The sequence below is a fragment of the Nitrobacter sp. CN101 genome (assembly GCF_055390255.1).
Window position 1 is genome coordinate 701,686 of sequence record NZ_AP038833.1, and the last position, 23,787, is coordinate 725,472.

The following is a 23,787-nucleotide window of genomic DNA, read 5'->3' on the forward strand; positions in this document are numbered from 1 at the left end:
TGTGTTGTTCCGGGACATTGTGCCCGTGCTCGCAACGACCATCGCAAAAGCTGTGCCGGGACCGCTTCCTTGGGAAGGAAACCCCATTCGGGTTAGAAATGGCGATCTTCAGGGTTGTTTTATGAACTTTACCTAGCGTGTCCGGGACGGGACGCTCTATTCTTTAAGACGGGAATCACTTGGCAGCGTCCTAAAATGAGGCGACCGTGACATTCGCCATTTTACCGGCAGGCAATCCCTCGTCCGGCGCTGATGCGTCACAAGCCGCCAGCGCGCCCACGGCCTTGCCCCGAGCGACTCAAGAACCCCGGGTGCCGGCGATTCTTGCGGCGCTGGGTCGGGCCGCGTTTACTTGGGATATTCCAAGCGATTCCCTGACCTGGACCGAGGGAGCGGCGTCGATCTTTCAGGACATCGACCCGCCCTCGCTTGCTACCGGAACCGGGTATGGAGCCCTGATCGAACCGTCGGGATCGATCCGTGTCGATATTTTGTCAGCCACGCCAACCGACCGGCAGCGCTGCGGGGAGGGAGTGCCCTATCGCATCGAATATGGATTGCGCGCCAGTGCCTCCGCGCCGATGCTGTGGATTGAGGAGTCCGGATGCTGGTTCGCCGACGCCGATGGCAAAGCGGTGCGCGTCGAGGGTATCGTGCGGCTTGAGAATGAGCGGCGGGCGCGGGACGAGCGGCTTATCAGTCTGTCCCGGAACGATGCCCTGACCGGCGAGCTTAATCGCACGTATCTGACGGCGGCTCTCGCCGAAGCGATCGAAGAAGCCTCGCGCTATCGCTCGTCGTTCGCGTTCATGATGGTCGGGATCGATCACCTCGCGCGCATCAACAATGCTTTCGGCTTCGATGTCGCCGACGAGGTGATCGGCGATGTCGCCAGGCGCATCCGGGCGCGATTGCGCGGCGGCGACGTTCTTGGCCGCTTCTCCGGCAACAAGTTCGGAGTGATCCTGAAGAACTGCGGTTTGGACGACGTGAGTGTCGCGGCCGAACGCCTTCTGGCGGGCATTCGCGAAGAGATCGTGATGACCAAATCCGGCCCCGTTTCGGTCACCGCCTCGATCGGCGCCGTTCTGGCTCCGCGTTATGCTCGGACCGCTGATGAAGCGATCAATCGCGCCCAGGAAGTCCTCGAGGCTGCGAAAAGTCGCCGTAGCGGCTCGCTCGCAGTGTGGCGACCCGATATTGAACGCGACGCGCAGCGTCGAATCAACATCAGGGTTACCGACGAGATCGTCACCGCATTGAACGAGCGCCGCATTCTCACTGCTTTCGAGCGGGTGGTCGACGCGCGCACGCGCGAAACGGCGTTTTATGAGTGCCTGGTCCGGATGCAGCAGCAGAACGGTCAGGTCCTGCTCGCGCCTGATGTCGTGCCGGTAGCGGAGAAGCTCGGCCTGATTCGTCTGGTCGATCATCGCGTGCTGGAGCTTGTGATCGCCGAGCTCGCGGAAGCGCCCCACGTCCGGCTCAGCCTCAATATCTCGCCGGAGACCACCATGGACGTTGATTGGTGGACAGCGATCGAAGCACTGATGGGTGCGCATCCCGGCGTGGCCGAACGCCTGACCGTGGAGATTACCGAAACTGCGGCGATACAGGATATCGACGACGTCCAACGATTCGTCACGCGGTTGAAAGACTTGGGCAGTCGCATTGCGATCGACGATTTCGGAGCCGGCTACACCTCGTTCCGGAATTTACGCAAGCTCGGCGTGGACATCGTCAAAATCGACGGCGCGTTCGTGCACAACCTCGCGCGCTCCTCCGACGACCGGGCGTTCGTGCAGACGCTGATCGATCTCGCGCGGCGGCTCGATATCAGGACGGTTGCCGAGTGGGTTCAGGACGAGCAATCCGCCGCCATGCTGCGCGACTGGGGCTGCGACTACATCCAGGGGAGGCTGATCGGCCTCGCTTCGCCGACGCGGCCATGGAACGTTCCGGCGGCTATTCCGGCGGCGAACTGAAGCCTTTCATTCGCAATGAAGCAGATGCTGCCTCTTCGCTTCTGCCGGGATGATCGGAATTCACCGCGATGATGTGTGACGACGTGATGTTTACCCAATAGGCACGCTTGAGCACGATGTCTTCAAGCCTCAGGTGACATCAACGCGACGGAATCCATTCCACAGGGCGGTGGCAGCGCCCGACGTCAGCACCGGAAGGACGCGGGCAGTCTGATAGTTTCCGTTGAGGGAAATTCGCGGTAGTGCGGTCGGATACTCCGCATTCTCACGAAAGATCATGCCTGGTCGCGTTGTGACCGCGGTATTGAAACCGGCCGTTTTGGTCATAGCGAACTCGCGCGCTCCCGCGGCGTCACGGTCGCCGTAGGGATAGGCGAGATGGACGACCGCACGCTGCAAGACAGCTTCAATCTGTGTCCGGCTGAAGGTGATCTCCTGAAGGGCCTGCTCCTCGCTTCGCTTTGCGAGGTTGCAGTGACTGACGGTATGAGCGCCGATCGTGACCAGCGGATCGGTAGCGAACGCTTTCAATTCGTCCCAGGATAGACACAGCTCCGCGCTGATGATGGATTGATCGACGCTATAGCGTGCGCACAACCCATCCAGTTCGCGCGCGACATCGCGGTCGTCCGGCAGCCCACGCAGCAGATCGTGAATGAGAGAGAACGCTCCCTGCTTTTGTTCGACTGTGCGGGTATCGAGACGTATGGCGGTGTCACCGATCGTGCTGTCGATCCGCTCGGTGGAGGCAATGACCCGTTCGAGCGCCACCCACCAGAGGTGACCGGTTCCGCTTGCGAAATCATTCGCGACATAGACGGTGAACGGCGCGTCATATTCGCGCATTGCGGGCAGCGCGAAGTCGCGGTTATCGCGATAGCCATCATCGAAGGTAAAGCACGCAAACCGTCGCGAGAAGTCGCGTTGGGTCAACCGGCGATGCATCTCGTCCGCGGTCACGATGTCGATTCCGCGCGACCGGACATGGGCCAGGATCATGCGCAGAAATTCCGGAGTCACTTCCAGGTGATGATTGGGTTGGAACGGAGCATTTCGGCGCGGCCGCACATGGTGCAGCATGAAGATCGTTCCGACGCCTGCGAAGATCGGCCGCAGCAGGTGATGAGCGCCGCTGAAATACAGGGCATCCAATCCGGCCCGAATGACGGTGTTGCGGAGCTGCTTCATTTGAAGTGATCGGCCAGTCCCTGCTGTTGACCAAATCTTAGTCGGAAACGGTTGAAGAAACGGTTATCCCTTCGGTCCGTCGCTGATGAGGCCTCCATTTCATTTCGGTTTGACAGCCCGGCAAGGGTTTGTTTTCTCTTCATTCCGTTACGCGCGGCCGACCGAATCGCGTCCGGCTTTGCCCGGTGTGCGCTTCAAAAGCTGGAGCGGATTGCATGATCCGGTCCGTCGGCAGCCGGCAGATTTTTCGCGACAGGATATTGAATGCGCGGATTTTTCAGATGGAGCAGCAAGTGGTGGCCGGGTGTCATCCCGCTCACCGTTCTTTGGGGGCTAGCCGCTTGGACGACAACGGGTCCGCTAGAAGCCGATCTGAGCGAGCAGGCCGCCGCCGTCCTCAAGGACAGCGTTCTCGATAAGACCACGATCAGCGCTGCCGGACGCGACATTATGTTCTCCGCCGAGGCGTTTTCGGAGCAGGAACGCAGCAACGCGGTGGCCTCAGTAGAGACGGTCCCCGGTGTGCGACGGGTCAACGATCGCACCGCGCTCGTCGCCGAAGCCAAACCGTTTGTCTGGACCATCGAACGGGAGGTCGGAAGGGTAACGCTCGGCGGAAACGCGCCGTTGCCGGTGGTCAAGAACAAGCTGCTGGACGCCGCGCGTGCAACGTTTGCCGGCATCGACATCGCTGATCACATGGATTTAAAGCGCGGGGCGCCGCCGAGATTTGAAGCCGCAGCGACACTACTGATCGGTGAGACAGGCAAGCTCAAGACCGGCAAGGCAACGATTTCGGATTTAACCGTGAATCTATCGGGCATGGCGCGTGAACTGGGTGGACGCGAGGCAATTGCCTCGGCGCTGAAGAATTTGCCTGACGGATACTCGGTCGCCAACGATATTCACGCCCCGCCATATGTCTTCGAGGCCAACAAGGATCCGGTCGCCGGGACGCTGATATTGACGGGGTATGTGCCCGACAATGCGATTCATGCCACGATCGTTGCATCCGCTGGCCGCAAATTCGGCGAGAAAATTATTGATAAGCTCAAGGCAAGTCTCGGTGCGCCGGCAGGCTTCGATGCCGTCGTCACGCGGGCGCTGCGATCTTTGTCGCGTCTGTCGACAGGGAGACTCGTCGTCTCTGATCGGAGCGTCGATCTCTCCGGCGACGCGCTATATGACCCGGCCGAAAGGCAAATCCGCGCTAATTTGCCCAAGGATCTGTCTCGCGGCTGGGAGGCAAAAATGGAAATTTCGGTCAAGCCGCCAGCAGCCCCGGTCGATCCGACGGTGTGTCAGCAACTGTTCGGTGAACTTCTGGAAAAGCGTACCATTCAGTTTGAAACCAGTCAGGCGACGTTGGAGCTCGATTCGATCGGCCTGCTCGATCAATTGACGGAAACCGCGCTGCGTTGCCCGACGGCCACAATCGAGATCGTGGGGCACACCGACAGTGACGGTGATGCGTCATTTAACCAGACACTATCTGAACGACGCGCGCAGGCGGTTGTGGACTTTCTGGTGAAAGCCGGATTGCCTGCCAGTCGATTCAGGCCGATCGGATTCGGCAGCGCTCAGCCAATTGCCACCAATGACACCGACGAGGGCAAAGCGAAGAATCGACGCATTGATTTCATTGTGAGGCAGTAAAGATATGGTCTACCTGGCAGGATTTCACTGGGTTTGGCTCATTGTATCGTTGCTGCTTGGCCTTGCTATGGGTTGGATTGCGGTGGTGCATCGCGGACGGGGAGTCCCAAAACCAACTGCGCGGTGGCTATCGGCCCTGGTCTTAGCGCTGATTGTGGCGGCTGTCATGCACGTTGTTCCCGGCCGGTTCGGTTATTGGCTTGACCTTGGACTGGTGATGCTCGGAGTCTATCTTGTAGGTTGCGCGGTCGGATCGTGGTTGCGCGATGGGGTAGTGTCGCGTCAGGCGGCGTCCGGTGGATCGACGGAACACTCTGGCGAGACACTCTGATGTGTTCAAATTAAGGGATTTGTTGACGCCGGCTGAATTCCACTAGGAACCAAAACACGCTACGACCATGTCCCGTGAATGAATGCGGAAAGGCACGACGTTGCCGTGGACCGCATTTCGAGGTTCTCGATGCTTGGAATAATACGCAGAGCGATCTCGATTCTGCGCCGGAAACGAATCCTGCACAAGCTCGGTGTGGCGATCAGCGTCACTGTTATCGCGGCCGCTTTCTACGTGCTCTTCCATATTCTCCGGGACATTGATGTCGAGGAGGTGATGGAGGCCATCAAGCGGACCGAGTGGCGCTCGATCGCGTTGGCGGGCCTGTTCGTTGCCGCGGGCTATTTCACGCTGACATTCTATGACCTGTTTGCGGTGCGGACCATCGGGGTCACTCATGTCCCCTACCGCGTCACGGCGTTCGCGGCTTTTACCAGCTATTCGGTCGGCCACAACGTCGGCGCCAGCGTGTTTACTGGCGGGGCGGTGCGCTATCGCATCTATTCCGCCTGGGGGTTGAATGCGGTCGATGTCGCAAAAGTCTGCTTTCTGGCGGGTCTCACCTTCTGGCTCGGCAATGCCGCCGTGCTCGGACTTGGTATCGCCTACCACCCCGAGGCGGCGACGAGCATTGATCAGCTTCCGCCAGTGTTCAATAGGCTGATCGCAATCGCGATCATTCTTGCACTGATCGGGTATGTGATCTGGGTTGGGATCCGGCCGCGTCGCGTCGGTAGCGGGGCATGGACGGTGGTTCTGCCGGGTAGTCGGCTGACGCTGCTGCAAATTTTTATCGGAATCGTCGATCTGGGATTTTGCGCACTCGCGATGTACGTGCTGCTTCCCCACCAGCCCAATGTCGGCTTTGTCGTTGTCGCGGTGATTTTCGTGTCCGCGACGTTGCTGGGTTTTGCAAGTCATTCGCCCGGGGGGCTCGGCGTGTTCGACGCTGCCATGCTGATCGGCCTGTGGCAGATGGAGAAGAAGGATCTTCTGGCCGGGATGCTGTTGTTCCGGCTGTTCTATTATGTTTTGCCCTTCACCATTTCCATAATCTTGCTAACGTTTCGGGAAGTTTTTGTCAGCGCGCGAATGAGACGCGTGGGTAAGGCGCCGACCGGATCGAACGCTGGGCCCGACAGTAAACTGCCCTGTTTGGGGGAGCATGGCGATTCTGGCGCCTGACAGCACTCAAGCGGCTGCGGAAGCAGACGCCTCCCGGGTCTCAGGGCCCGGTGCGAGGTCCGCATCCTGGCCGGACCGGTTGCGCCGCTCCGCGCTCATCCTGCTCGTTGCCGGGCTTGTTTTGACCGCACTGGTTGTGTTTGGCGGCTTGCAGCCTTTGGGCGCCATCGCCGCCTTTGTCTGCATCACCGGTGCGGCGCTGGTGCCCTGGCAGGTTCAGGATCCGGATGCGTCGCGCGAAACCGAACTCTGGGCCAATCCGGTCGAGACGGAGGTGGCACACGCCATCGTTGCCGGTATGCCGGATCCCAACGTGCTGCTCGATAGGGCCGGCCGCGTCATCCATCTCAATGTCGCGGCGGCGCAGCTCGTACCGGCGTTGCGCCGGAGCGAGCTCGCGCAGTTCGCACTGCGAGCGCCTGAGATCGTCACGGCGTTGCGTGAGGCGATTGCGACCCGGGAATCGCGGCGAACGACCTATCTCAATCCTGTTCCGGTCGATCGGTGGATGGAATTGATCATCACACCGATTCCGGTGCCGACTGCATTCGGTGGCGTCGACTATTGCATGCTTTTGACGTTTCACGATCAGACGCCGTTGCGCCGGGTCGAGGAAATGCGCGCCGATTTCGTCGCCAATGCGAGCCACGAGTTGCGCACGCCTCTCGCGGCGCTCTCAGGGTTCATCGACACGCTGCAAGGTCCTGCGCGCGAGGATGCCCGGGCACGAGAGCGGTTTCTTGGCATTATGCACGCGCAGGCGGCGCGGATGGCACGGCTGATCGACGATCTCTTGTCGCTGTCGCGGGTCGAGCTGTCGGCGCATGTGCGTCCAGAGACGATTGTCGATGTTGTTCCGATCGTACGAGAGGTCGTCGATGGACTTGAGCCGCTGGCGGCGGAGCGTCATGTCGAGATCGAGGTCGCATTGCCCGAGGCCTCGGTGCGGATCTGCGGCGATCGTGAGGAGCTGCTGCGGCTATTCGAGAACCTGATCGAGAACGCGCTGAAATATGGCGCGTCCGGCGGCAGGGTCATGGTGTCGTCGATGCTCGGCGTCTCGCCGGAGGGCGCGCCGGAATTCCGGGTGGTGGTGCGGGATTTTGGTCCTGGCATCGCGCCTGAGCATTTGCCGCGCCTTACCGAACGCTTCTATCGGGTCGACGTCGGCGACAGCCGGGCTCAAGGCGGCACAGGCCTCGGCCTGTCCTTGGTGAAACATATTCTTAACCGTCATCGCGGTCGTCTTTTGATCGAGAGTGTGCCCGGCCACGGCGCGAGCTTTACCGCTTGTTTTCCACAGGCGCAGAACGCGACGGAAGCTGAAAATTAAATAATTTCAGATGGTTGGATGTGTCATGCCCCTGTCGTCAAACCTTCGTAAAAAGCAGCATCGGCTGTACCTAGAAGGAGGCGGTGAGCGCATCCGCGCTCTCTGCTCAATGCGAGGGAGATCACGCATGAATTTCTTCCGGGTCGTCGCCGCCGCCGGCCTTGTCGCCACCTCGGCGGCTGCCTTTTCGGTTCCGGCGAAGGCAGCCGATGTCACTGGCGCGGGCGCGACCTTCCCGTTTCCGGTCTATTCCAAATGGGCTGATGCCTACAAGAAAGAGACCGGCAACGGTCTGAACTATCAGTCGATCGGGTCGGGCGCCGGCATCAAGCAAATTCTTGCCAAGACGGTGACCTTCGGCGCGACCGACGCGCCACTGAAGGCCGACAAGCTCGAGAAGGATGGTCTTGTGCAGTGGCCGATGGTGATGGGAGCGATCGTACCCGTCGTGAATGTCGAGGGCGTGAAGCCTGGTGAACTGGTTCTTTCGGGCGAATTGCTCGGTGATATCTATCTCGGCAAGGTCACGAAGTGGGACGATCCTGTGATCGCGAAACTCAATCCGGGCGTCAAGCTGCCTTCGGCTCCGATCGCGGTGGTGCATCGTTCGGACGGGTCAGGCACCTCGTTCAATTTCACCAACTATCTGTCCAAGGCGAACGCGGAGTGGAAGTCCAAGGTCGGCGAGGGCACCGCGGTCGAATGGCCGGCGGGTGTCGGCGCCAAAGGCAATGAAGGGGTTTCCGGCAATGTCGGCCAGACCAAGAACTCGATCGGCTATGTCGAGTACGCCTATGCCAAGCAGAACAAGCTGACTTATGTCGCGCTCGTCAACAAGGCCGGCAAGGCGGTGCAGCCGACCATCGCTTCCTTCCAGGCCGCGGCCGCCAGCGCCGATTGGGCTCACTCGCCGGGATACTACGTCATCCTGACGGATCAGCTGGGCGAGACTTCCTGGCCAATCACAGCCGCGACGTTCATCCTGATGCACAATGAGCCGGCCGACAAGGCGGCCTCCGCTGAAGCTATCAAGTTCTTCAAATGGGCGTTCGAGAAGGGCGGCAGGATGGCCGAGGAACTCGACTACATTCCGATGCCGGACTCGGTCGTCGAGCAAATCAAGAAAACCTGGACCTCCGAGATCAAAAGCTGATCTTGGGGTAGTGGAGGAGCGCCAGAGCGCTCATCCACTAGTTTTTGACGGGTGCAAAAAAGCTGTCTCCGTATCCCGGGCATGATGTTTTGCGAGACATACAGGACATAGGAATAGGCGTGACGGAAATAGCCCTTCATGGCAGCGTGGTGGAGTCGGCGGACCGCTATGATCGAACCCGCGCTCTGAACGCATTCAGGTTCGGGGATCGCGCGTTCTACTGGACCACCCGCATTAGCGCGATGCTCGTTCTGATGTTGCTCGGCGGAATCATCATTTCGCTGGTCGTGGGATCTTGGCCTGCGATTGTGGAGTATGGAAGCGGGTTCCTGACGACGCAGCGCTGGGCGCCGTCCGCCGAGCCGCCGGTGCTGGGCGCGCTGAGTCCGGTGTATGGCACCGTCCTGACCTCGGTCATCGCCATGATGATCGCTGTCCCGGTCGGAATCGGAATTGCTGTTTTCCTCACCGAGCTGTGCCCGCTGTGGGCGCGCCGGCCGATCGGCATGGCGATTGAGCTGCTCGCGGGCATTCCTTCGATCATCTACGGCATGTGGGGCTTCTTCATCCTCGGCCCGATCCTCGCCAACACGGTGCAGCCCTTCTTCATAGATTTATTTGAAGGTGTGCCGGTCCTTGGCTCGATCTTCGGCGGTCCGCCGTCCTATTTGAGCCTGTTCAACGCCTCGCTGATCCTCGCGATCATGGTGTTGCCTTTCATCACCGCGATTTCGCGTGACGTGTTCGCAACCGTGCCGCCCGTCCTGAAGGAGGCGGCCTATGGCGTCGGCTGCACCACCTGGGAAGTCGTCTGGCACGTTGTGCTGCCCTATACGCGAGTTGGTGTGATTGGCGGCGCCATGCTGGCGCTCGGCCGTGCGCTCGGCGAAACGATGGCGGTGACATTCATTATCGGCAACTCGTTCCGCATCTCGCCATCGATCTTTGCGCCCGGCACGACGATTTCCGCAGCCATCGCCAGCGAGTTCGCGGAGAGCGACGGCTTGCATCAGTCGAGCCTGATGCTGCTCGGTCTGCTGTTGTTCGTTCTGACGTTCTTTGTGCTCGCCGCAGCGCGGCTGTTGCTGTTGCGGTTGGAGAAGAAGGCAGGGAAATAGGCATGGCACGGAAGAACGGAACCCAATTTTTCCCGACAAACGAATTCGTTTGTCCAGCGATTGTGCCTGTTCAGGTCAAGCCATGAATCCGATCTATGCGTCCCGCCGCCGTCGAGACGTTATCGTCCGCGCCCTCTGCTTTGTTGCCGCCGCATTCGGTGTTTCTTGGCTCGGGCTCATTCTGTTCACGCTGTTCTATAACGGTCTCGCCGGGATGAGCTGGCAGCTTTTCACCCAGAACACGCCGCCGCCCGGCGCGTCCGAAGGCGGTCTGCTGAACGCTCTCGTCGGCTCCATCATCATGACGGTCATAGGTGTGGGGGTAGGTGCGCCGATCGGGATGTTTGCGGGCACCTACCTTGCGGAATACGGCAAGCACGATCGCCTCGCGCCGGTCATTCGTTTCATCAACGACATCCTTCTCAGCGCGCCTTCAATCATCATCGGCTTGTTCGTATACGGCGCGGTGGTGGTCCCGATGGGAGGATTCTCGGCGCTCGCGGGGTCACTTGCGCTCGCCGTGATCGTCATTCCGATCGTGGTGCGCACCACTGAGGACATGCTGAGCCTGGTACCGAACTCGCTGCGTGAGGCCGCCTCCGCGCTCGGCTTACCGCGCTCGCTCGTCATCAAGCGCATCGCCTATCGCGCCGCGCGAACCGGCCTGATCACCGGCGTGCTGCTTGCCACCGCGCGCGTTGCCGGCGAGACCGCGCCGCTGCTGTTCACTGCCTTGAGCAACCAATTCTTCAGCATGGACCTGACCAACCCGGTCGCTAACCTTCCTGTCACCATCAACAACTTCGTGCAGAGCCCTTACGTCTACTGGAAAGAACTGGCGTGGAGCGCCGCGCTGTTGATCACCTTGGCGGTATTGGCGCTGAACATCATTGCGAGGTTGATGGGCTCTGAGAGGATCGCAAAATGACCCACGGTTCCGTCGCCGCCTCAGGCTCGGCTGCTCCACCGCCGGTGATTGATCCGGTCATTCCGGTGAAGATCGACGCTCTTAACCTCAATTTCTATTACGGCCAGCATCATGCGCTAAAGAACGTCAACCTGTCGATCGCCGGCAACCGCGTGACGGCCTTCATCGGCCCCTCGGGTTGCGGAAAATCGACCCTGCTTCGCATCTTCAACCGCATGTACGACCTGTACCCCGGCCAGCGCGTCGAAGGGCGCGTGTTATTGGACGACGCCAACATCCTGGACCCCAAGCTCGATCTTAATCTTTTGCGCGCCAGGGTCGGCATGGTGTTCCAGAAGCCGACGCCGTTTCCGATGACGATCTATGACAACATTGCGTTTGGCATCCGCTTGTACGAGAAGCTGCCGAAATCGGAAATGGACGATCGGGTGGAAAAGGCACTGCGGGACGGCGCCTTGTGGAACGAGGTCAAGGACAAGCTCAATGCGAGCGGACTCAGCCTCTCCGGTGGTCAGCAGCAGCGCCTGTGCATCGCGCGGACCGTTGCGGTGCGGCCCGAGGTGATCCTGTTCGATGAGCCGTGCTCGGCTCTTGACCCGATCTCAACGGCCAAAATCGAAGAGCTGATCGATGAGCTGAAAAGGCACTACACGATTGCGATCGTTACCCATAATATGCAGCAGGCGGCGCGCGTATCGGACTACACCGCGTTCATGTATCTCGGCGAGATGATCGAATTCGGTCCGACCAACAAGCTGTTCACATCGCCCTTAGATCGCCGCACCCAGGATTACATCACCGGCCGTTTCGGCTGAGGCTGCGTGCGGAGACGCGAGGAGAATTTTGATATGGCTTTCGAACACACCGCCAAGGCGTTCGACGACGACCTCCAGGAGCTGACGCGGCTGGTGTCCGAAATGGGCGGACTGGCTGAAAGGCAGATCGTGGAATCCCTGGACGCGCTGATCCGCCGCGACGGTGCATTGGGTGCTCGCGTCGTGGCCGCCGATGCCGAAATCGACAAGCTGCAGCGCATGATCGAGGAACGCGCCATGCTGACTATCGCTCGGCGACAACCGATGGCCGTGGATCTGCGTGAGATCGTCGGCGCCATGCGAGTTGCTATCGATCTGGAGCGCATCGGCGATCTCGCCAAGAACATGGGCAAGCGCGTGGTTGCGATCGACAGCGATTTCCGCCCGCTGAAACTGATCCGCGGTCTTGAGCATATGACCGATCTCGTGCGGTCCCAGGTCAAGTCGGTGCTCGACGCTTATGCGGCGCACGATCTGCCCTCGGCGATGGCCGTCTGGAAGGGGGACGAGGAGGTGGATGCTATCTGCACCTCTTTGTTCCGCGAACTCCTAACTTACATGATGGAGGATCCGCGGAACATCGGGTTCTGCATTCATCTCATGTTCTGCGCCAAGAACATCGAGCGGATCGGCGACCACGCCACCAACATCGCCGAGACCGTGTTCTACATGATCGAGGGTCAGCAGATTCTCGACAAGCGTCCCAAGGGGGATATGACTGGTTTCGCATCGGCGACTCCACAGAACTGAAACGGGATTAGGCGAGACACGATGGGTGCACGCATTCTGGTAGTGGAAGACGAGGAAGCGTTGACGACGCTGCTGCGTTACAATCTTGAAGCCGAAGGTTACGAGGTCGAAACGGTAACGCGGGGCGATGAGGCGGATACGCGGCTGAAAGAGCGCATCCCCGATCTTGTGGTGCTGGACTGGATGTTGCCGGGCCTGTCCGGCATCGAGCTATGCCGCCGGCTGCGGGCGCGTCCCGAAACCAAGCAGCTTCCGATTATCATGCTCACCGCTCGCGGCGAGGAGAGCGAGCGGGTGCGGGGGCTTGCGACCGGCGCCGACGACTACGTGGTCAAGCCATTCTCGGTGCCGGAGCTTCTGGCGAGGGTGAAAAGCCTGCTGCGGCGCGCGAGTCCGGCGCGGCTGGCATCGATCCTGAATTTTGGTGACCTGGAACTCGACCGCGACAGGCACCGCGTTGCGCGTTCCGGTCGTTCGATCGATCTTGGCCCGACCGAGTATCGGCTGTTGGAGTTTTTTCTCGAGCACCCCGGCCGGGTGTTCAGCCGCGAGCAATTGCTCAACAGCGTCTGGGGCCGTGACGTCTATATCGACGAGCGCACCGTCGACGTTCACATCGGACGACTGCGCAAACTGCTTAGTCCGGGTGGTGAGGCGGATCCGATCCGCACGGTGCGTGGTGCAGGCTACGCGTTGGACGAGCAGTTCGCGAGCGTCACTGAGTAAGCGGGGATAACTGAAAAGTGCCGACAATCGTCGTGATGCTGCGCTAGAGCATTTTGTTTTTGATTGAATCAGAAACGAAGGTCTAGATGTTGTTTTGACGCGTTTCCTTCACGCGAACCGGCATCGACTTCACTCGAAAACGCTATAAAGCGTCAACCGCGGCTTCCCGCAGATCTACGATCTGCTTGGGCGCAAAACGAAATGGCCGGCTCAAGCCTGGCTATGACGAGATTTGAAGTTACGCTGTGATTACCGCGCCTTCGGCGCTTGGCGGCGACGGTCGGCGGCGGGCTGATAGGCGATGCGCGAGTGGTGCGCGCAATAGGGCAGGCCGGTGAGAGCCTTGCCACCGCAGAAGAAGAATTCCGGACTCGAGGGGTCGCCAACCGGCCAATGGCAAGTGGCTTCGCTGAGTTCGAGTAGCGATAGCCGTTGGCTCATAGGCACGACATTGTCGTAGGCGATCGGGTCTGGCTCGAGCTCAATCTCGAAGGCTTGCGCGAGCGCGGTATTTCCCCGGGAGACAGGCCGGGATACTCGCATCATGTGCTGGGCCGGACGGGCCTTGCGCGGCCGTGGCACCGTTGACGAAGGACTCTTGGCGCGGCCCGATAGACCCAACCGGTGCACTTTGCCGATCACCGCGTTACGCGTCACGTTGCCGAGTTCGGCGGCGATCTGACTTGCGGAAAGTCCCGCTTCCCAAAGCTTCTTCAGTTGTTCGACACGGTCGTCGGTCCAGGTTATCACCGTCATCGCACATTGTTCCCTTGTTTAATGCGTGCCCCCCGCAAGGCCGCGCACCTGAAGCGCCCCCTGAGAAACTCGTGTCGGCAGAATCCCTTAACCCTCGCCGGGCGGGAAAACGCCCGGGCGCTTACGCTGAGAACAGGGACCGATCGAGGATCAAAACGCCGCACGAGATGTCGTATTCGACAAGCCCAAGGCTACAATATGCCGTGACTCACGCGCAAGAGTCGGGCCTTACGGCGTCCACATGTTCTGTAAGAAAATCAGAGAATCGGCTCATTCTGCGACTTTCCCGCATCACCGAAGCGCAAGTGGAATATTGACAGTAATCGCGGCGCACCTAGAATAACCGTCGCGTGCCGCCTTGAAAGGCGGCACATTTCGTTTCCGGGGCTGACAGTTCGTTGGTCGCGCCACAGCGCAGCCGAGCCGTTCCGCTTCCCATCAACCGGCAAATCGTCATGACTACAACAGCGGCGTCTCATCTATTGCCCGTTTTCGCAAGGGCCGATCTCTCATTCGAGAGCGGCGAGGGAGCCTGGTTGCTTGGCTCCGACGGCGGACGCTATCTCGATTTCACCAGTGGCGTTGCCGTGAATGCGCTTGGCCATTGCCACCCGCATCTCGTCGCCGCGCTTCAGGCGCAGGCGGCAAAGCTCTGGCACGTCTCGAACCTTTTCAAATCGCCCGACGGCGAGCGTCTGGCGGCGCGGCTCTGCGACCAGAGCTTTGCCGATTTCGTCTTCTTCGCCAATTCCGGCGCAGAGGCGGTGGAGTGCGCCATCAAGGTCGCGCGCCGTTATCATGCCCACAGGGGCAATCCGGAACGCTATCGGATGGTCACTTTTGAAGGCGCATTCCATGGCCGCACGCTGGCGATGCTGGCTGCCACCGGCTCGAAAAAGTATCTCGAAGGATACGGGCCGGCGGCGGACGGCTTTGACCAAGTGCCGCTCGGCGATATCGAAGCCGTAAAGAAGGCGGTCGGTCCTGAGACCGCCGGCATCCTGATCGAGCCGTTGCAAGGCGAAGGCGGCGTGCGCGAGCCGCCCCACGCGTTCTTCCGAGCGCTGCGTCAACTTTGCGACGAGCGCGGCCTGCTGTTGGTTTTTGACGAGGTGCAGACCGGTATGGGTCGCACCGGCGATCTCTTTGCCTACAAGCGCATTGGTGTTGCGCCGGATGTGATGTCATTGGCGAAGGCGCTCGGCGGCGGTTTTCCGATCGGTGCCTGTCTTGCGACCGCGGAAGCCGCTTCCGGCATGACGCCTGGCTCGCACGGTTCGACCTTTGGCGGCAATCCGCTAGCGGTTGCGGTGGCCAATGCCGTGCTCGACGTGATGCTAGAGCCTGGCTTCTTCGAGCGGACCCGAAAGATGTCGCTGCTTTTGAAACAGAAGCTGGCTTCGGTCGTCGATCGATATCCCGATGTGCTTAGCGATGTGCGAGGTGAGGGGCTTCTGATCGGCCTCAAGGCCGTGGTCCCATCGGGCGATCTGGTCAGCGCGCTACGTGAGGAAAAGCTCTTGACCGTTGGCGCTGGCGAAAATGTTGTGCGTTTGCTGCCGCCGCTGATCATTGGCGACGCCGAGATCGACGAGTCGGTGCGGCGGCTGGAGCGGGCTTGCGTCAGGCTGTCCGGCGCATCCGCCAAGAAGGAAGCCGCGCAATGAGCAAGGCGCCACGGCATTTTCTCGATCTGTTCGACGTGCCGATGACGGAACTGCGCGCGATTCTCGACGCCAGCGTTGCGATGAAGAAGCGACGCAAGGAGGGCCGGATCGCCGACAGGTCGCTCGAAGGCAAGACGCTGGCGATGATCTTCGACAAGCCCTCGACACGCACCCGCGTGTCGTTCGACGTCGGCATGCGCCAGCTCGGTGGCGAGGCGATCATGCTGACCGGGGCTGAAATGCAGCTCGGACGCGGCGAGACCATCGCGGATACCGCGAAGGTGCTGTCACGCTTCGTCGATATCATCATGATCCGCATCCTCAGCCACGACGCGCTGACGGAATTGGCGACGCACGCAACCGTGCCCGTCATCAACGGACTGACGCGGCGATCGCACCCCTGCCAGGTGATGGCCGACGTGATGACTTTCGAGGAACACCGCGGGCCGATCAAGGGCCATACCGTGGCGTGGATCGGCGACGACAACAACGTGCTGGCGTCGTGGGCGCATGCGGCGGAACGCTTCAGCTTTAATCTCAACATCGCGACTCCGCCGGAGCTCGCACCGAACAAGCTGCTGAAGGACTGGATCAGATCGAGCGGCGCGCCGATCAGGCTCGTCACGGATCCGGAAGCGGCGGTGCGCGGCGCAGACTGCATCGTCACCGACACCTGGGTGTCGATGGGCGACAAAGACGGCGAGCACCGTCACAATCTGCTCAAGCCCTACCAGGTCAATTCAAAGCTGATGCGGCTCGCAAAGCCGGACGCGCTGTTCATGCACTGCCTGCCGGCGCATCGCGGCGACGAGGTCACCGATGAGGTGATTGACGGACTGCAGTCGGTGGTGTTCGACGAGGCCGAAAACCGCCTGCACGCACAGAAGGGCATTCTGGCCTGGTGCCTCCACGCGGCTGGATAGCGGAGCGGTTTCGGCCGGTGCTTCCCGGAAGCGGCCAGGTCTGATGTAACGCGAGCTAGCCCGGTCGGCGCCCCGCGCGGGGGGCATGAGATTCCAGAGCACGGATGCGGTCGGCCAGCGTGCTAACCGGAATCGCTCCGTTACCCGCCGAGCCATTGACCGTTTTCGTGGTTTTGGCGGGACCCGTAGCTGTTGCCGCCAGGATGGCTTCGATCGGGGAATCCGGTCCTTCGATGGTCATGGCCAGCCTTGCAACCTCGGCGGCGATGTCATTGATATGCTCACGCAACAGCGCGTTTTCCATCTGCTCGACCGTACCGGACTCCGCCTGACGCTGGAGCACGTTGATGTCGCGCTGCAATTTGGCTCGCTCGTCGTGGGCTGCGCGCAGCGCCCGTTCGGTCGCGAGTATTTCGTTGCGCAGCCCATCGATGAGCGGAGACTTACCGCCGTTTAGCGACGCAATCTCGTCGCGTAACTCACTGTTGGCGCGTTCCGCGGCAGCTTTGACTCGCCGCAACTCACTGTTCTTCGTATTTCGCTCGGCAAGCGCCGTGGTCTGCGCAGCGAAGTCGGCTTCGAGTTCTCTGACCCGACCGCCGAGCCTTTCCGCGTCCTTGGTCTTGTCGATGAGCTGGCCGTCAACCTTGACGATGCGCTGGCTTAGATTCTCGACGTGTTGGCGTGCCTCGTCGCGCTCCCGGGCAGCGACTGTTGTTTGGCTGCGCTGTTGCTCGAGTAGTGTATGCGTAGCGGCGAGTTCGTTTTCGATATCGTTGAGGCGGCTCTGCAATCGCTCGATCTGCGCGCGTACGACGAACAGTTCGGCTTGCCGGCCTTCGGCAGTCAACGAGCGGTCCGACAAGTCCTGGCGAAGCCGCCCGAGGTCCTTTTGTCGCTCGGCGAGGGTCTGCTCGACGCTCCGCAACACTTCCGCCTTGGCGGCAAGCTCCTGTTCGGCTGACTGCAATCGCTCCCCTGCCGTTTTCCCGCGTCCCTCTAGACTGAATATCCTCGCGTTCTTCTCGCCGAGCTCCACCTTCAGGCGGTTGATTGCGTCGGCCTTTTTGCCGAGCTCAGCGGACTGGCTGGCGACCTTCCTCTTGAGTTGGTCGACACTCATTTCCAGCCGCCGCGCCGACATCGCGAATTCGGCACGCAACTGATCTTTGTCGGCCTGGATTTCAGCCATCGACATCGGGGTAGCGGCTTCCATGCGTTTGATGGTGAGGCGGACTGCGCGGTCGTGCACGAGCGGCATGACCATCAGTCCGCACAGCATCGAAATTAGAAAACCGATCGCCAGATACATGATCGGCTCGACCATGGGCAACGCTCCACAACCCGGATAGGCGCTAGGGATCTGGTTACCATGCCACGGGCGGCCGGTAAAACGCCAGCGCTACGCCTCAATCGGTTTCCCAACCAAACGGAATAGCCGCAAGAAAATGCTTTCAGTCAGTAACGTGCGCGTACTTTGATGCAAGACCGCATCCTTCTGCGGATATTCGCTGGAGGTCAGAACGGGTTCCAGGTCGCTTGGGGCGTATATTTCAAATAGCCGATATTGGCGCCGAGCCGTAGCCCGAGACCCGAGCGGATCGGCACCAGCACGATGTTGTTTGCGGTCAGCGCCGTCATTCCGAAGCCGCCGACGATATAGGCGGAACCGTCGATGCCTGCGAAACGCTGATAGATCGCGCTTGTGGCGGGCAGGTTGTAGACCAGCGTCATGGTGCGGGCGCCGTCGCCGCCCCAGTCGAAGCCGACGGATGGCCCCTGCCAATAGACTTTCAGGTCGCCGGCATTCTTGGTGTAGAGGGTACCCTCGCCGTAGCGCAGCCCCGCCACAAAGGCCCCTGAGCCTTCCTCGCCGAGGATGTAGCCGTTCGGCAGGCCCCACTGGCTCACCGCACGTTCGATGATCGAGGCGAGCCCGCGTGAGACGTTGCCGAAGAACCGGGTTCCGGATGTGAGGAGTTCATCCGACGAATAGGTGCCAGGACCGCTGCTCCGTTGTGCCGGTTGTGCCCGGTAAGGCGCCGATTGCTGGGCAGAGGCCGGCACAGTCCCGAACATCACCGCAGCGAGCGCGACCGCTGCAAGGCGCGAAATAAGAGTCATGAAAAGCACCCCAAGTAGCAACTTGTCGCTGCGTCCTTAACCCGATGCTGAGATGCAGGTTCGTAGGATGCGGCGATCGTCCCCCGACTCGCGAGTTATCGGCACCAACTATGACGGCACGGCGGCAGGAAAGATATGGCTTGCGCCTCGGAATAGCCGTGATCGCTTCGCTGGGGTGCGCCTTCGCTATCTCGGACACCGATTTCGCGGTTCGGGCCGCCACCTCCGAACGGGTCGTGGTCGACAGGTATACGGGGCTGGCGATCGGCGGGTTCGATCCCGTGGCTTTTTTTACCGACGCGCGGCCGGTGCAGGGCGACGCCGACTACGAGGTCTCGCAGGGCGGCGCTATCTGGCGCTTCAGCAATCCCGACAACCGCGCCTTTTTCATCGCCAACCCCGATGTTTATAGTCCACGTTTCGGGGGCTACGATCCGGTGGATATTGCGCGGGGTGTGACTTGCGCTGGAACGGCGCGACTCTGGCTGATTTTCGATCAGCGGCTTTATCTATTCGGTCATGAGGGCAGTCGCGCGGCTTTCGCGACTAATCCGGAGCACTATCTGCGCGAGGCGACGCGCCGCTGGGCAGTGCTGAAAGAAACCCTCGCGCAGTAGTGCTGCGCCGGCCTAACCTCGGGGCGCGGCAGAAGGGTCGCCCCAGGCGATAAACTCCGGGACCAGAAACCCCTCGCGGGCTAGGCCGAAACGTAGCGGCGCGCCCGACTCATCCGTGACCTTGCCGCCGGCGGCGGTGACCAGAGCGTGACCTGCCGCGACGTCCCATTCGCCGGTCGGGGCGAGCCGCGGATAGATATCGGCGCCGCCCTCCGCGATCCGGCAGAACTTGACGGCGGAGCCGAGCGGTTTGCGCACCGCGCCGGGCCGGCGCTCGATGAATGCGTCCGAGCGGTGGTCGGCGTGGGAGCGGCTGACGGCGGCGACCCATTGGGAACCGGGGGGAGGAAGCGGTCGGGTCGCAATCGGCTTTGCGGCGCCGGACTCCCCGCCGTCCGGCGTGACCGCGACGCGCTGTGCGCCGCGTCCGACAAGACCTCGCCAGATCGACCCCAGCGCCGGCGCGCCGATGATGCCGAGTAGTGGCACCCCGTCCGTCACGATTGCAAGGTTCACCGTGTATTCGTCGCGACCCGCGATGAATTCCTTGGTGCCATCCAGCGGATCGATCACGAACAAACTTCCGGAGTAAGGCGGTGTCGCGAGATGCACGCGCTCCTCGGACAGCACCGGAATATCGGGGCGGAGTTGCGCGAGTCCTTCGGCGATCACACGGTCGGAGGCGAGATCCGCGTCCGTGACGGGAGACCCGTCGATTTTGCCGCCGATCATCATGCGGCCGCGATTGACCGAGAGCACGGCGGCGCCGGCTTTCGCGACCAGTTCCGTGAGCGAGTCCATTAGCGTCGCAGCGGAGTGAGCGTCGATCACTGGCACGTTCGAGGTGTCCTTGCGTAGCACCGGGGGACGGCGGCGACTGCCTCAAGGTGGCAGCACAGGCTCAGGCCGTGTATCAAACCCTGAAGATCGTTTGATTCGCCGTGTCCGCGCGCTGCGGAGTTGCCGAAACTGATCTCAGGAATACATTTTATGTCTGGCACACCGTCTCCCGCTCCCGCTCCCGACGCGCTCGAACTCGCGGCACTGCTCTGTTCACGCGTCTGTCACGACCTCATTAGTCCCGTAGGCGCAATCGTCAACGGACTTGAGGTACTGGACGACGATCCCAAGCCGGACGATCGTGAGTTTGCCCTCGATTTGATTCGCAAGAGCGCCAAAATTGCGTCGGCGCGGTTGCAGTTTTGCCGTCTCGCATTCGGGGCAGCGGGCTCGGCCGGAGCGCAGATCGATCTGGGCGATGCCCAGAACATGGCGAAGGGCCATTTCGAGGACGGCAAGATCACGCTCGCCTGGAATTTGCCGCGTCTTCTGCTGCCGAAGAACAGGGTGAAACTCCTGCTCAACTTGCTGGTGATTGCGCAGCAGACGATTCCCCGCGGGGGAGTGCTGACGGTCGACTCGCTCGGGGAGGGTGAGGCTATGGGCTTTCGGATCACCGCCGCCGGGTTGAATGCTCGCGTGTCGCAGCCCGTCGCCGATCTTCTAGCGTCCGGTTCGTCCAACGCCGTCGATGCCCATGCGGTTCAACCCTATTACACCCGTCTGCTGGCAGACGCCTGCGGCATCAGCATCTCGCTTGTCGCCGATGGCGACAAGGTGGTTGCGACTGCCAATTAAGGCCTTCGCCTCACCGACCAGGGTTAACAAACGGTTTCCAGGTTGGGCACAATGGTTTCGAAGCTCGTTGCGAATGATCGTCTCGGTCGTTTTGTTTACCAGTTTGGCGCGTTCTTTTTGACGCGCTCAACCAATGTTAACGCTTTGCGTTGAAACTGGCTTGGCCGTGAAAGGCGCGACGACGTCGCCTCGGCGTTTCGAAGGCCAGAAGGCATGGATGATCTTCTTTGCGAATTCCTGACCGAGACCAACGAGAGTTTGGACACGGTTGACAACCAGCTCGTCCGATTCGAGCAGGATCCAAACAATGCGAAGATATTGGATAACATCTTCCGGCTGGTCCATACCATCAAGGGAACGTGCGGCTTTCTGGGCCTTCCAAGGCTAGAAGCGCTCGCTCATGCGGCGGAGACGCTGATGGGCAAGTTTCGTGACGGCATGCCGGTGACCGGTGAGGCCGTGACGCTTATTCTCTCCACCATCGATCGCATCAAGGACATCTTGGGCCAGCTCGAGGCGACCGGAACGGAGCCGGAGGGGGCCGATGCCGATCTGATCGATGCATTGCATCACATGGCCGAGGATGGTCCGTCCAACTCCGCTCCCGAGCCGACCGAGGCCGTGTTGGCAGATGAAACGGCGGGGACGCTCACCTACCAGATTCTCGAACGACCTCTGCGCCCCGGCGAGGTGTCGCTTGATGATCTCGAGCGCGCGTTCCGTGAGACGAATGTCGAGCCGACTGCGCCCGTTTCGCAGCCCGAGCCCGAAGTGTCCGCGGCGCCCGTTGCTTCGAAGCCAGTCGCAAAGGCTGCTCCGAAGAAAGTGGAGGACGCTCCGGAAGGCGATCGGATCGCCAACCAATCCATTCGCGTCAACGTGGATACGCTTGAGCACCTGATGACGATGGTGTCCGAGCTCGTGTTAACGCGCAACCAGCTGCTCGAGATCAGCCGCCGCCAAGAAGACAACGAATTCAAGGTGCCGCTGCAACGGCTGTCCAACGTCACCGCGGAGCTGCAGGAGGGCGTCATGAAGACGCGGATGCAGCCTATCGGCAACGCCTGGCAGAAGCTGCCCCGCATCGTGCGAGATCTCTCGAGCGAACTCGGCAAGCAGATCGAACTCGAGATGCATGGCGCCGACACCGAACTCGACCGTCAGGTTCTTGATCTCATCAAGGATCCGCTGACGCACATGGTACGAAATTCCGCCGATCATGGCCTGGAAACACCGGCCGAGCGCCTCAAGGCAGGCAAGCCGGAGCAGGGTGCGATCCGTCTTTCGGCGTATCACGAGGGCGGCCACATCATTATCTGCATCGCGGACAACGGCCGCGGCCTCAATACCGAGCGCATCAAGGCCAAGGCCCTTCAAAACGGTTTGGCGACCGAGGCCGAAATCGAAAAGATGACCGAGGCGCAGATCCACAAGTTCATCTTCGCACCGGGGTTCTCCACCGCTGCAGCCGTAACCAGCGTCTCCGGTCGCGGCGTCGGTATGGATGTGGTGCGGACCAATATCGATCAGATCGGCGGTACAATCGACGTCAAGTCGGTGGCCGGCGAGGGTTCGAGCGTCACCATCAAAATTCCGCTGACGCTGGCGATCGTGTCGGCGCTGATCGTGGAGGTCACGGGTGATCGCTTTGCGATACCGCAGCTTTCGGTGGTCGAGCTGGTGCGCGCGCGCGCCAATTCGGAGCACCGTATCGAGCGGATCAGGGACACTCCGGTCTTGCGGCTGCGCAATAAGCTCTTGCCATTGATGCACTTGAAGACCCTTCTGAAGATCGATGATGGCTCGGCCAGCGATCCCGAGAACGGTTTCATCGTGGTCACGCAGGTCGGCAACCAGACCTTCGGTATCGTCGTGGACGGCGTCTTCCATACGGAAGAAATCGTGGTCAAGCCGATGTCGACCATGCTGCGGCATATCGGCATGTTCTCGGGCAACACCATCCTGGGCGACGGTGCTGTGATCATGATCATCGACCCGAACGGGATCGCCCACGCGCTGGGCGCATCGGTCTTGTCTCAGCAAGAGATCTCCGATGAGAGCGCTGCGCGAGCCAGCGCCGCCGAGCAGACATCACTTCTGGTCTTCCGTGCCGGATCGGATCAACCCAAGGCCGTGCCGCTCGCACTGGTCACGCGACTGGAAGAGATCGCGGTCGACAAGATCGAGATTTCCGACGGCCGCTATATGGTGCAGTACCGCGATCAGCTTATGCCACTGATTCAGATGGATGGCGTTTCGGTTGGAAAAGACGGGTCGCAACCGGTCCTGGTGTTTGCTGATGACGACCGGGCAGCGGGGCTGGTGGTCGACGAGATCATCGACATCGTCGAGGAGCGTCTGAACATCGAGGTGGCGAGCAGCCAGCAGGGCATCCTCGGCTCCGCCGTCATCAAGGGCCGGGCGACGGACGTGATCGATATCGGTCATTTCCTGCCGATGGCCTTCGCCGACTGGTTCAAGCGCAAGGAGATGCGTGCGGCTGCCACTGCGCGGTCAGTGCTGCTGGTGGATGACAGCGCCTTCTTCCGCAACATGCTCGCGCCGGTTCTCAAGGCTGCAGGCTATCAGGTTCGGCTCGCGACCAACGCGCGGGAAGGTCTCGTCGTGCTGCGGTCGGGTCAGGAATTCGACGCGATCCTCACGGACATCGAAATGCCGGACATGAACGGCTTCGAGTTCGCGGAGACGGTGCGCTCCGATAACCGCTTGAACGGCACTCCGATCATTGCGCTGTCGTCGATGATTTCTCCGGCCGCGATCGAACGGGGCCGTCAGGCCGGCTTCCACGACTACGTCGCCAAATTCGACCGGCCTGGCCTGATTGCTGCACTGAAGGAGCAGACCGCCGAAATTTGCCGGGCGGCATGAAGGAT

Annotated in this window: 21 protein-coding genes; 16 read left to right on the forward strand and 5 right to left on the reverse strand. The window is 61.0% G+C overall.

Annotated features, from left to right (window positions below):
- Nucleotides 1-206: 206 nt before the first annotated feature.
- Nucleotides 207-1,985, forward strand: coding sequence for an EAL domain-containing protein (locus ACZ5IL_RS03360; protein ID WP_464595166.1), 1,779 nt, complete (start codon nucleotides 207-209; stop codon nucleotides 1,983-1,985).
- 129 nt (nucleotides 1,986-2,114) lie between these two features.
- Here ACZ5IL_RS03360 and ACZ5IL_RS03365 read toward each other — a convergent pair whose 3' ends face one another.
- Entirely contained in the window at nucleotides 2,115-3,173 is a 1,059-nt protein-coding gene (locus ACZ5IL_RS03365) for a polysaccharide deacetylase family protein (protein WP_464595167.1), read from the reverse strand.
- A gap of 264 nt (nucleotides 3,174-3,437) precedes the next feature.
- Between ACZ5IL_RS03365 and ACZ5IL_RS03370 the strand changes: the two genes are divergently transcribed.
- The 10 genes from ACZ5IL_RS03370 to phoB all read left to right on the forward strand — a co-directional run bounded on the left by ACZ5IL_RS03370 (nucleotide 3,438) and on the right by phoB (nucleotide 13,168).
- The gene (locus ACZ5IL_RS03370) at nucleotides 3,438-4,829 is read left to right on the forward strand and encodes an OmpA family protein (protein WP_464595168.1); all 1,392 of its coding nucleotides are present in this window, start codon (nucleotides 3,438-3,440) and stop codon (nucleotides 4,827-4,829) included.
- Nucleotides 4,830-4,833: 4 nt separating this feature from the next.
- The gene (locus ACZ5IL_RS03375) at nucleotides 4,834-5,160 is read left to right on the forward strand and encodes a hypothetical protein (protein WP_464595169.1); all 327 of its coding nucleotides are present in this window, start codon (nucleotides 4,834-4,836) and stop codon (nucleotides 5,158-5,160) included.
- Between the two features lie 129 nt (nucleotides 5,161-5,289).
- A complete protein-coding gene (locus tag ACZ5IL_RS03380; protein WP_464595170.1) occupies nucleotides 5,290-6,345 on the forward strand; it encodes a UPF0104 family protein in 1,056 nt (351 codons plus the stop codon).
- Nucleotides 6,326-7,678 carry an ATP-binding protein gene (locus ACZ5IL_RS03385; RefSeq protein ID WP_464595171.1) on the forward strand — a complete coding sequence of 451 codons (1,353 nt, stop codon included), beginning with the start codon at nucleotides 6,326-6,328 and terminating at the stop codon, nucleotides 7,676-7,678. Before ACZ5IL_RS03380 ends, ACZ5IL_RS03385 begins: the two co-directional genes overlap by 20 nt.
- A 127-nt stretch (nucleotides 7,679-7,805) precedes the next feature.
- Nucleotides 7,806-8,831 (forward strand): phosphate ABC transporter substrate-binding protein PstS, encoded by a 1,026-nt coding sequence (pstS, locus tag ACZ5IL_RS03390; RefSeq protein ID WP_464595173.1) that lies wholly within the window; start codon nucleotides 7,806-7,808, stop codon nucleotides 8,829-8,831.
- A gap of 128 nt (nucleotides 8,832-8,959) precedes the next feature.
- The gene (gene pstC, locus ACZ5IL_RS03395) at nucleotides 8,960-9,949 is read left to right on the forward strand and encodes a phosphate ABC transporter permease subunit PstC (protein WP_464596797.1); all 990 of its coding nucleotides are present in this window, start codon (nucleotides 8,960-8,962) and stop codon (nucleotides 9,947-9,949) included.
- 82 nt (nucleotides 9,950-10,031) lie between these two features.
- On the forward strand, nucleotides 10,032-10,877 hold the full coding sequence (pstA, locus tag ACZ5IL_RS03400; protein ID WP_079445659.1) for a phosphate ABC transporter permease PstA: 846 nt from the start codon (nucleotides 10,032-10,034) through the stop codon (nucleotides 10,875-10,877).
- Nucleotides 10,874-11,692: a phosphate ABC transporter ATP-binding protein PstB gene (pstB, locus tag ACZ5IL_RS03405; protein ID WP_464595174.1), complete on the forward strand. Its 819-nt coding sequence runs from the start codon at nucleotides 10,874-10,876 to the stop codon at nucleotides 11,690-11,692. The genes pstA and pstB overlap by 4 nt, the downstream gene beginning before the upstream one ends.
- Before the next feature lie 33 nt (nucleotides 11,693-11,725).
- Entirely contained in the window at nucleotides 11,726-12,442 is a 717-nt protein-coding gene (phoU, locus tag ACZ5IL_RS03410) for a phosphate signaling complex protein PhoU (protein ID WP_464595175.1), read from the forward strand.
- A 21-nt stretch (nucleotides 12,443-12,463) separates the two neighbouring features.
- Nucleotides 12,464-13,168 (forward strand): phosphate regulon transcriptional regulator PhoB, encoded by a 705-nt coding sequence (gene phoB / locus ACZ5IL_RS03415; protein ID WP_464595176.1) that lies wholly within the window; start codon nucleotides 12,464-12,466, stop codon nucleotides 13,166-13,168.
- A gap of 249 nt (nucleotides 13,169-13,417) precedes the next feature.
- Here phoB and ACZ5IL_RS03420 read toward each other — a convergent pair whose 3' ends face one another.
- Complete coding sequence (locus tag ACZ5IL_RS03420) at nucleotides 13,418-13,924, reverse strand: GcrA family cell cycle regulator (protein WP_079445663.1); 507 nt, start codon at nucleotides 13,922-13,924, stop codon at nucleotides 13,418-13,420.
- A 455-nt stretch (nucleotides 13,925-14,379) separates the two neighbouring features.
- Here ACZ5IL_RS03420 and ACZ5IL_RS03425 point away from each other — a divergent pair, with 455 nt between their 5' ends.
- Both ACZ5IL_RS03425 and argF read left to right on the forward strand, forming a co-directional pair.
- Nucleotides 14,380-15,591, forward strand: coding sequence for an acetylornithine transaminase (locus ACZ5IL_RS03425; protein WP_464595177.1), 1,212 nt, complete (start codon nucleotides 14,380-14,382; stop codon nucleotides 15,589-15,591).
- On the forward strand, nucleotides 15,588-16,514 hold the full coding sequence (gene argF / locus ACZ5IL_RS03430) for an ornithine carbamoyltransferase (RefSeq protein WP_464595179.1): 927 nt from the start codon (nucleotides 15,588-15,590) through the stop codon (nucleotides 16,512-16,514). Before ACZ5IL_RS03425 ends, argF begins: the two co-directional genes overlap by 4 nt.
- Nucleotides 16,515-16,569: 55 nt before the next feature.
- Here the strand turns inward: argF and ACZ5IL_RS03435 are convergent, their stop codons facing one another.
- Both ACZ5IL_RS03435 and ACZ5IL_RS03440 read right to left on the reverse strand, forming a co-directional pair.
- Entirely contained in the window at nucleotides 16,570-17,841 is a 1,272-nt protein-coding gene (locus ACZ5IL_RS03435; RefSeq protein WP_464595180.1) for a hypothetical protein, read from the reverse strand.
- 191 nt (nucleotides 17,842-18,032) lie between these two features.
- Nucleotides 18,033-18,638 carry a DUF1134 domain-containing protein gene (locus ACZ5IL_RS03440; protein WP_464595181.1) on the reverse strand — a complete coding sequence of 202 codons (606 nt, stop codon included), beginning with the start codon at nucleotides 18,636-18,638 and terminating at the stop codon, nucleotides 18,033-18,035.
- 110 nt (nucleotides 18,639-18,748) lie between these two features.
- Here ACZ5IL_RS03440 and ACZ5IL_RS03445 point away from each other — a divergent pair, with 110 nt between their 5' ends.
- On the forward strand, nucleotides 18,749-19,255 hold the full coding sequence (locus ACZ5IL_RS03445) for a YHS domain-containing (seleno)protein (protein ID WP_464595183.1): 507 nt from the start codon (nucleotides 18,749-18,751) through the stop codon (nucleotides 19,253-19,255).
- Between the two features lie 12 nt (nucleotides 19,256-19,267).
- Here the strand turns inward: ACZ5IL_RS03445 and ACZ5IL_RS03450 are convergent, their stop codons facing one another.
- The gene (locus ACZ5IL_RS03450) at nucleotides 19,268-20,056 is read right to left on the reverse strand and encodes a 3'(2'),5'-bisphosphate nucleotidase CysQ family protein (protein WP_464596798.1); all 789 of its coding nucleotides are present in this window, start codon (nucleotides 20,054-20,056) and stop codon (nucleotides 19,268-19,270) included.
- 189 nt (nucleotides 20,057-20,245) lie between these two features.
- Between ACZ5IL_RS03450 and chpT the strand changes: the two genes are divergently transcribed.
- Together chpT and ACZ5IL_RS03460 are read left to right on the forward strand one after the other, a co-directional pair.
- Complete coding sequence (gene chpT, locus ACZ5IL_RS03455) at nucleotides 20,246-20,893, forward strand: histidine phosphotransferase ChpT (protein WP_464595185.1); 648 nt, start codon at nucleotides 20,246-20,248, stop codon at nucleotides 20,891-20,893.
- Nucleotides 20,894-21,106: 213 nt separating this feature from the next.
- The gene (locus tag ACZ5IL_RS03460; RefSeq protein ID WP_464595186.1) at nucleotides 21,107-23,782 is read left to right on the forward strand and encodes a hybrid sensor histidine kinase/response regulator; all 2,676 of its coding nucleotides are present in this window, start codon (nucleotides 21,107-21,109) and stop codon (nucleotides 23,780-23,782) included.
- The last annotated feature ends 5 nt before the right edge of the window (nucleotides 23,783-23,787 follow it).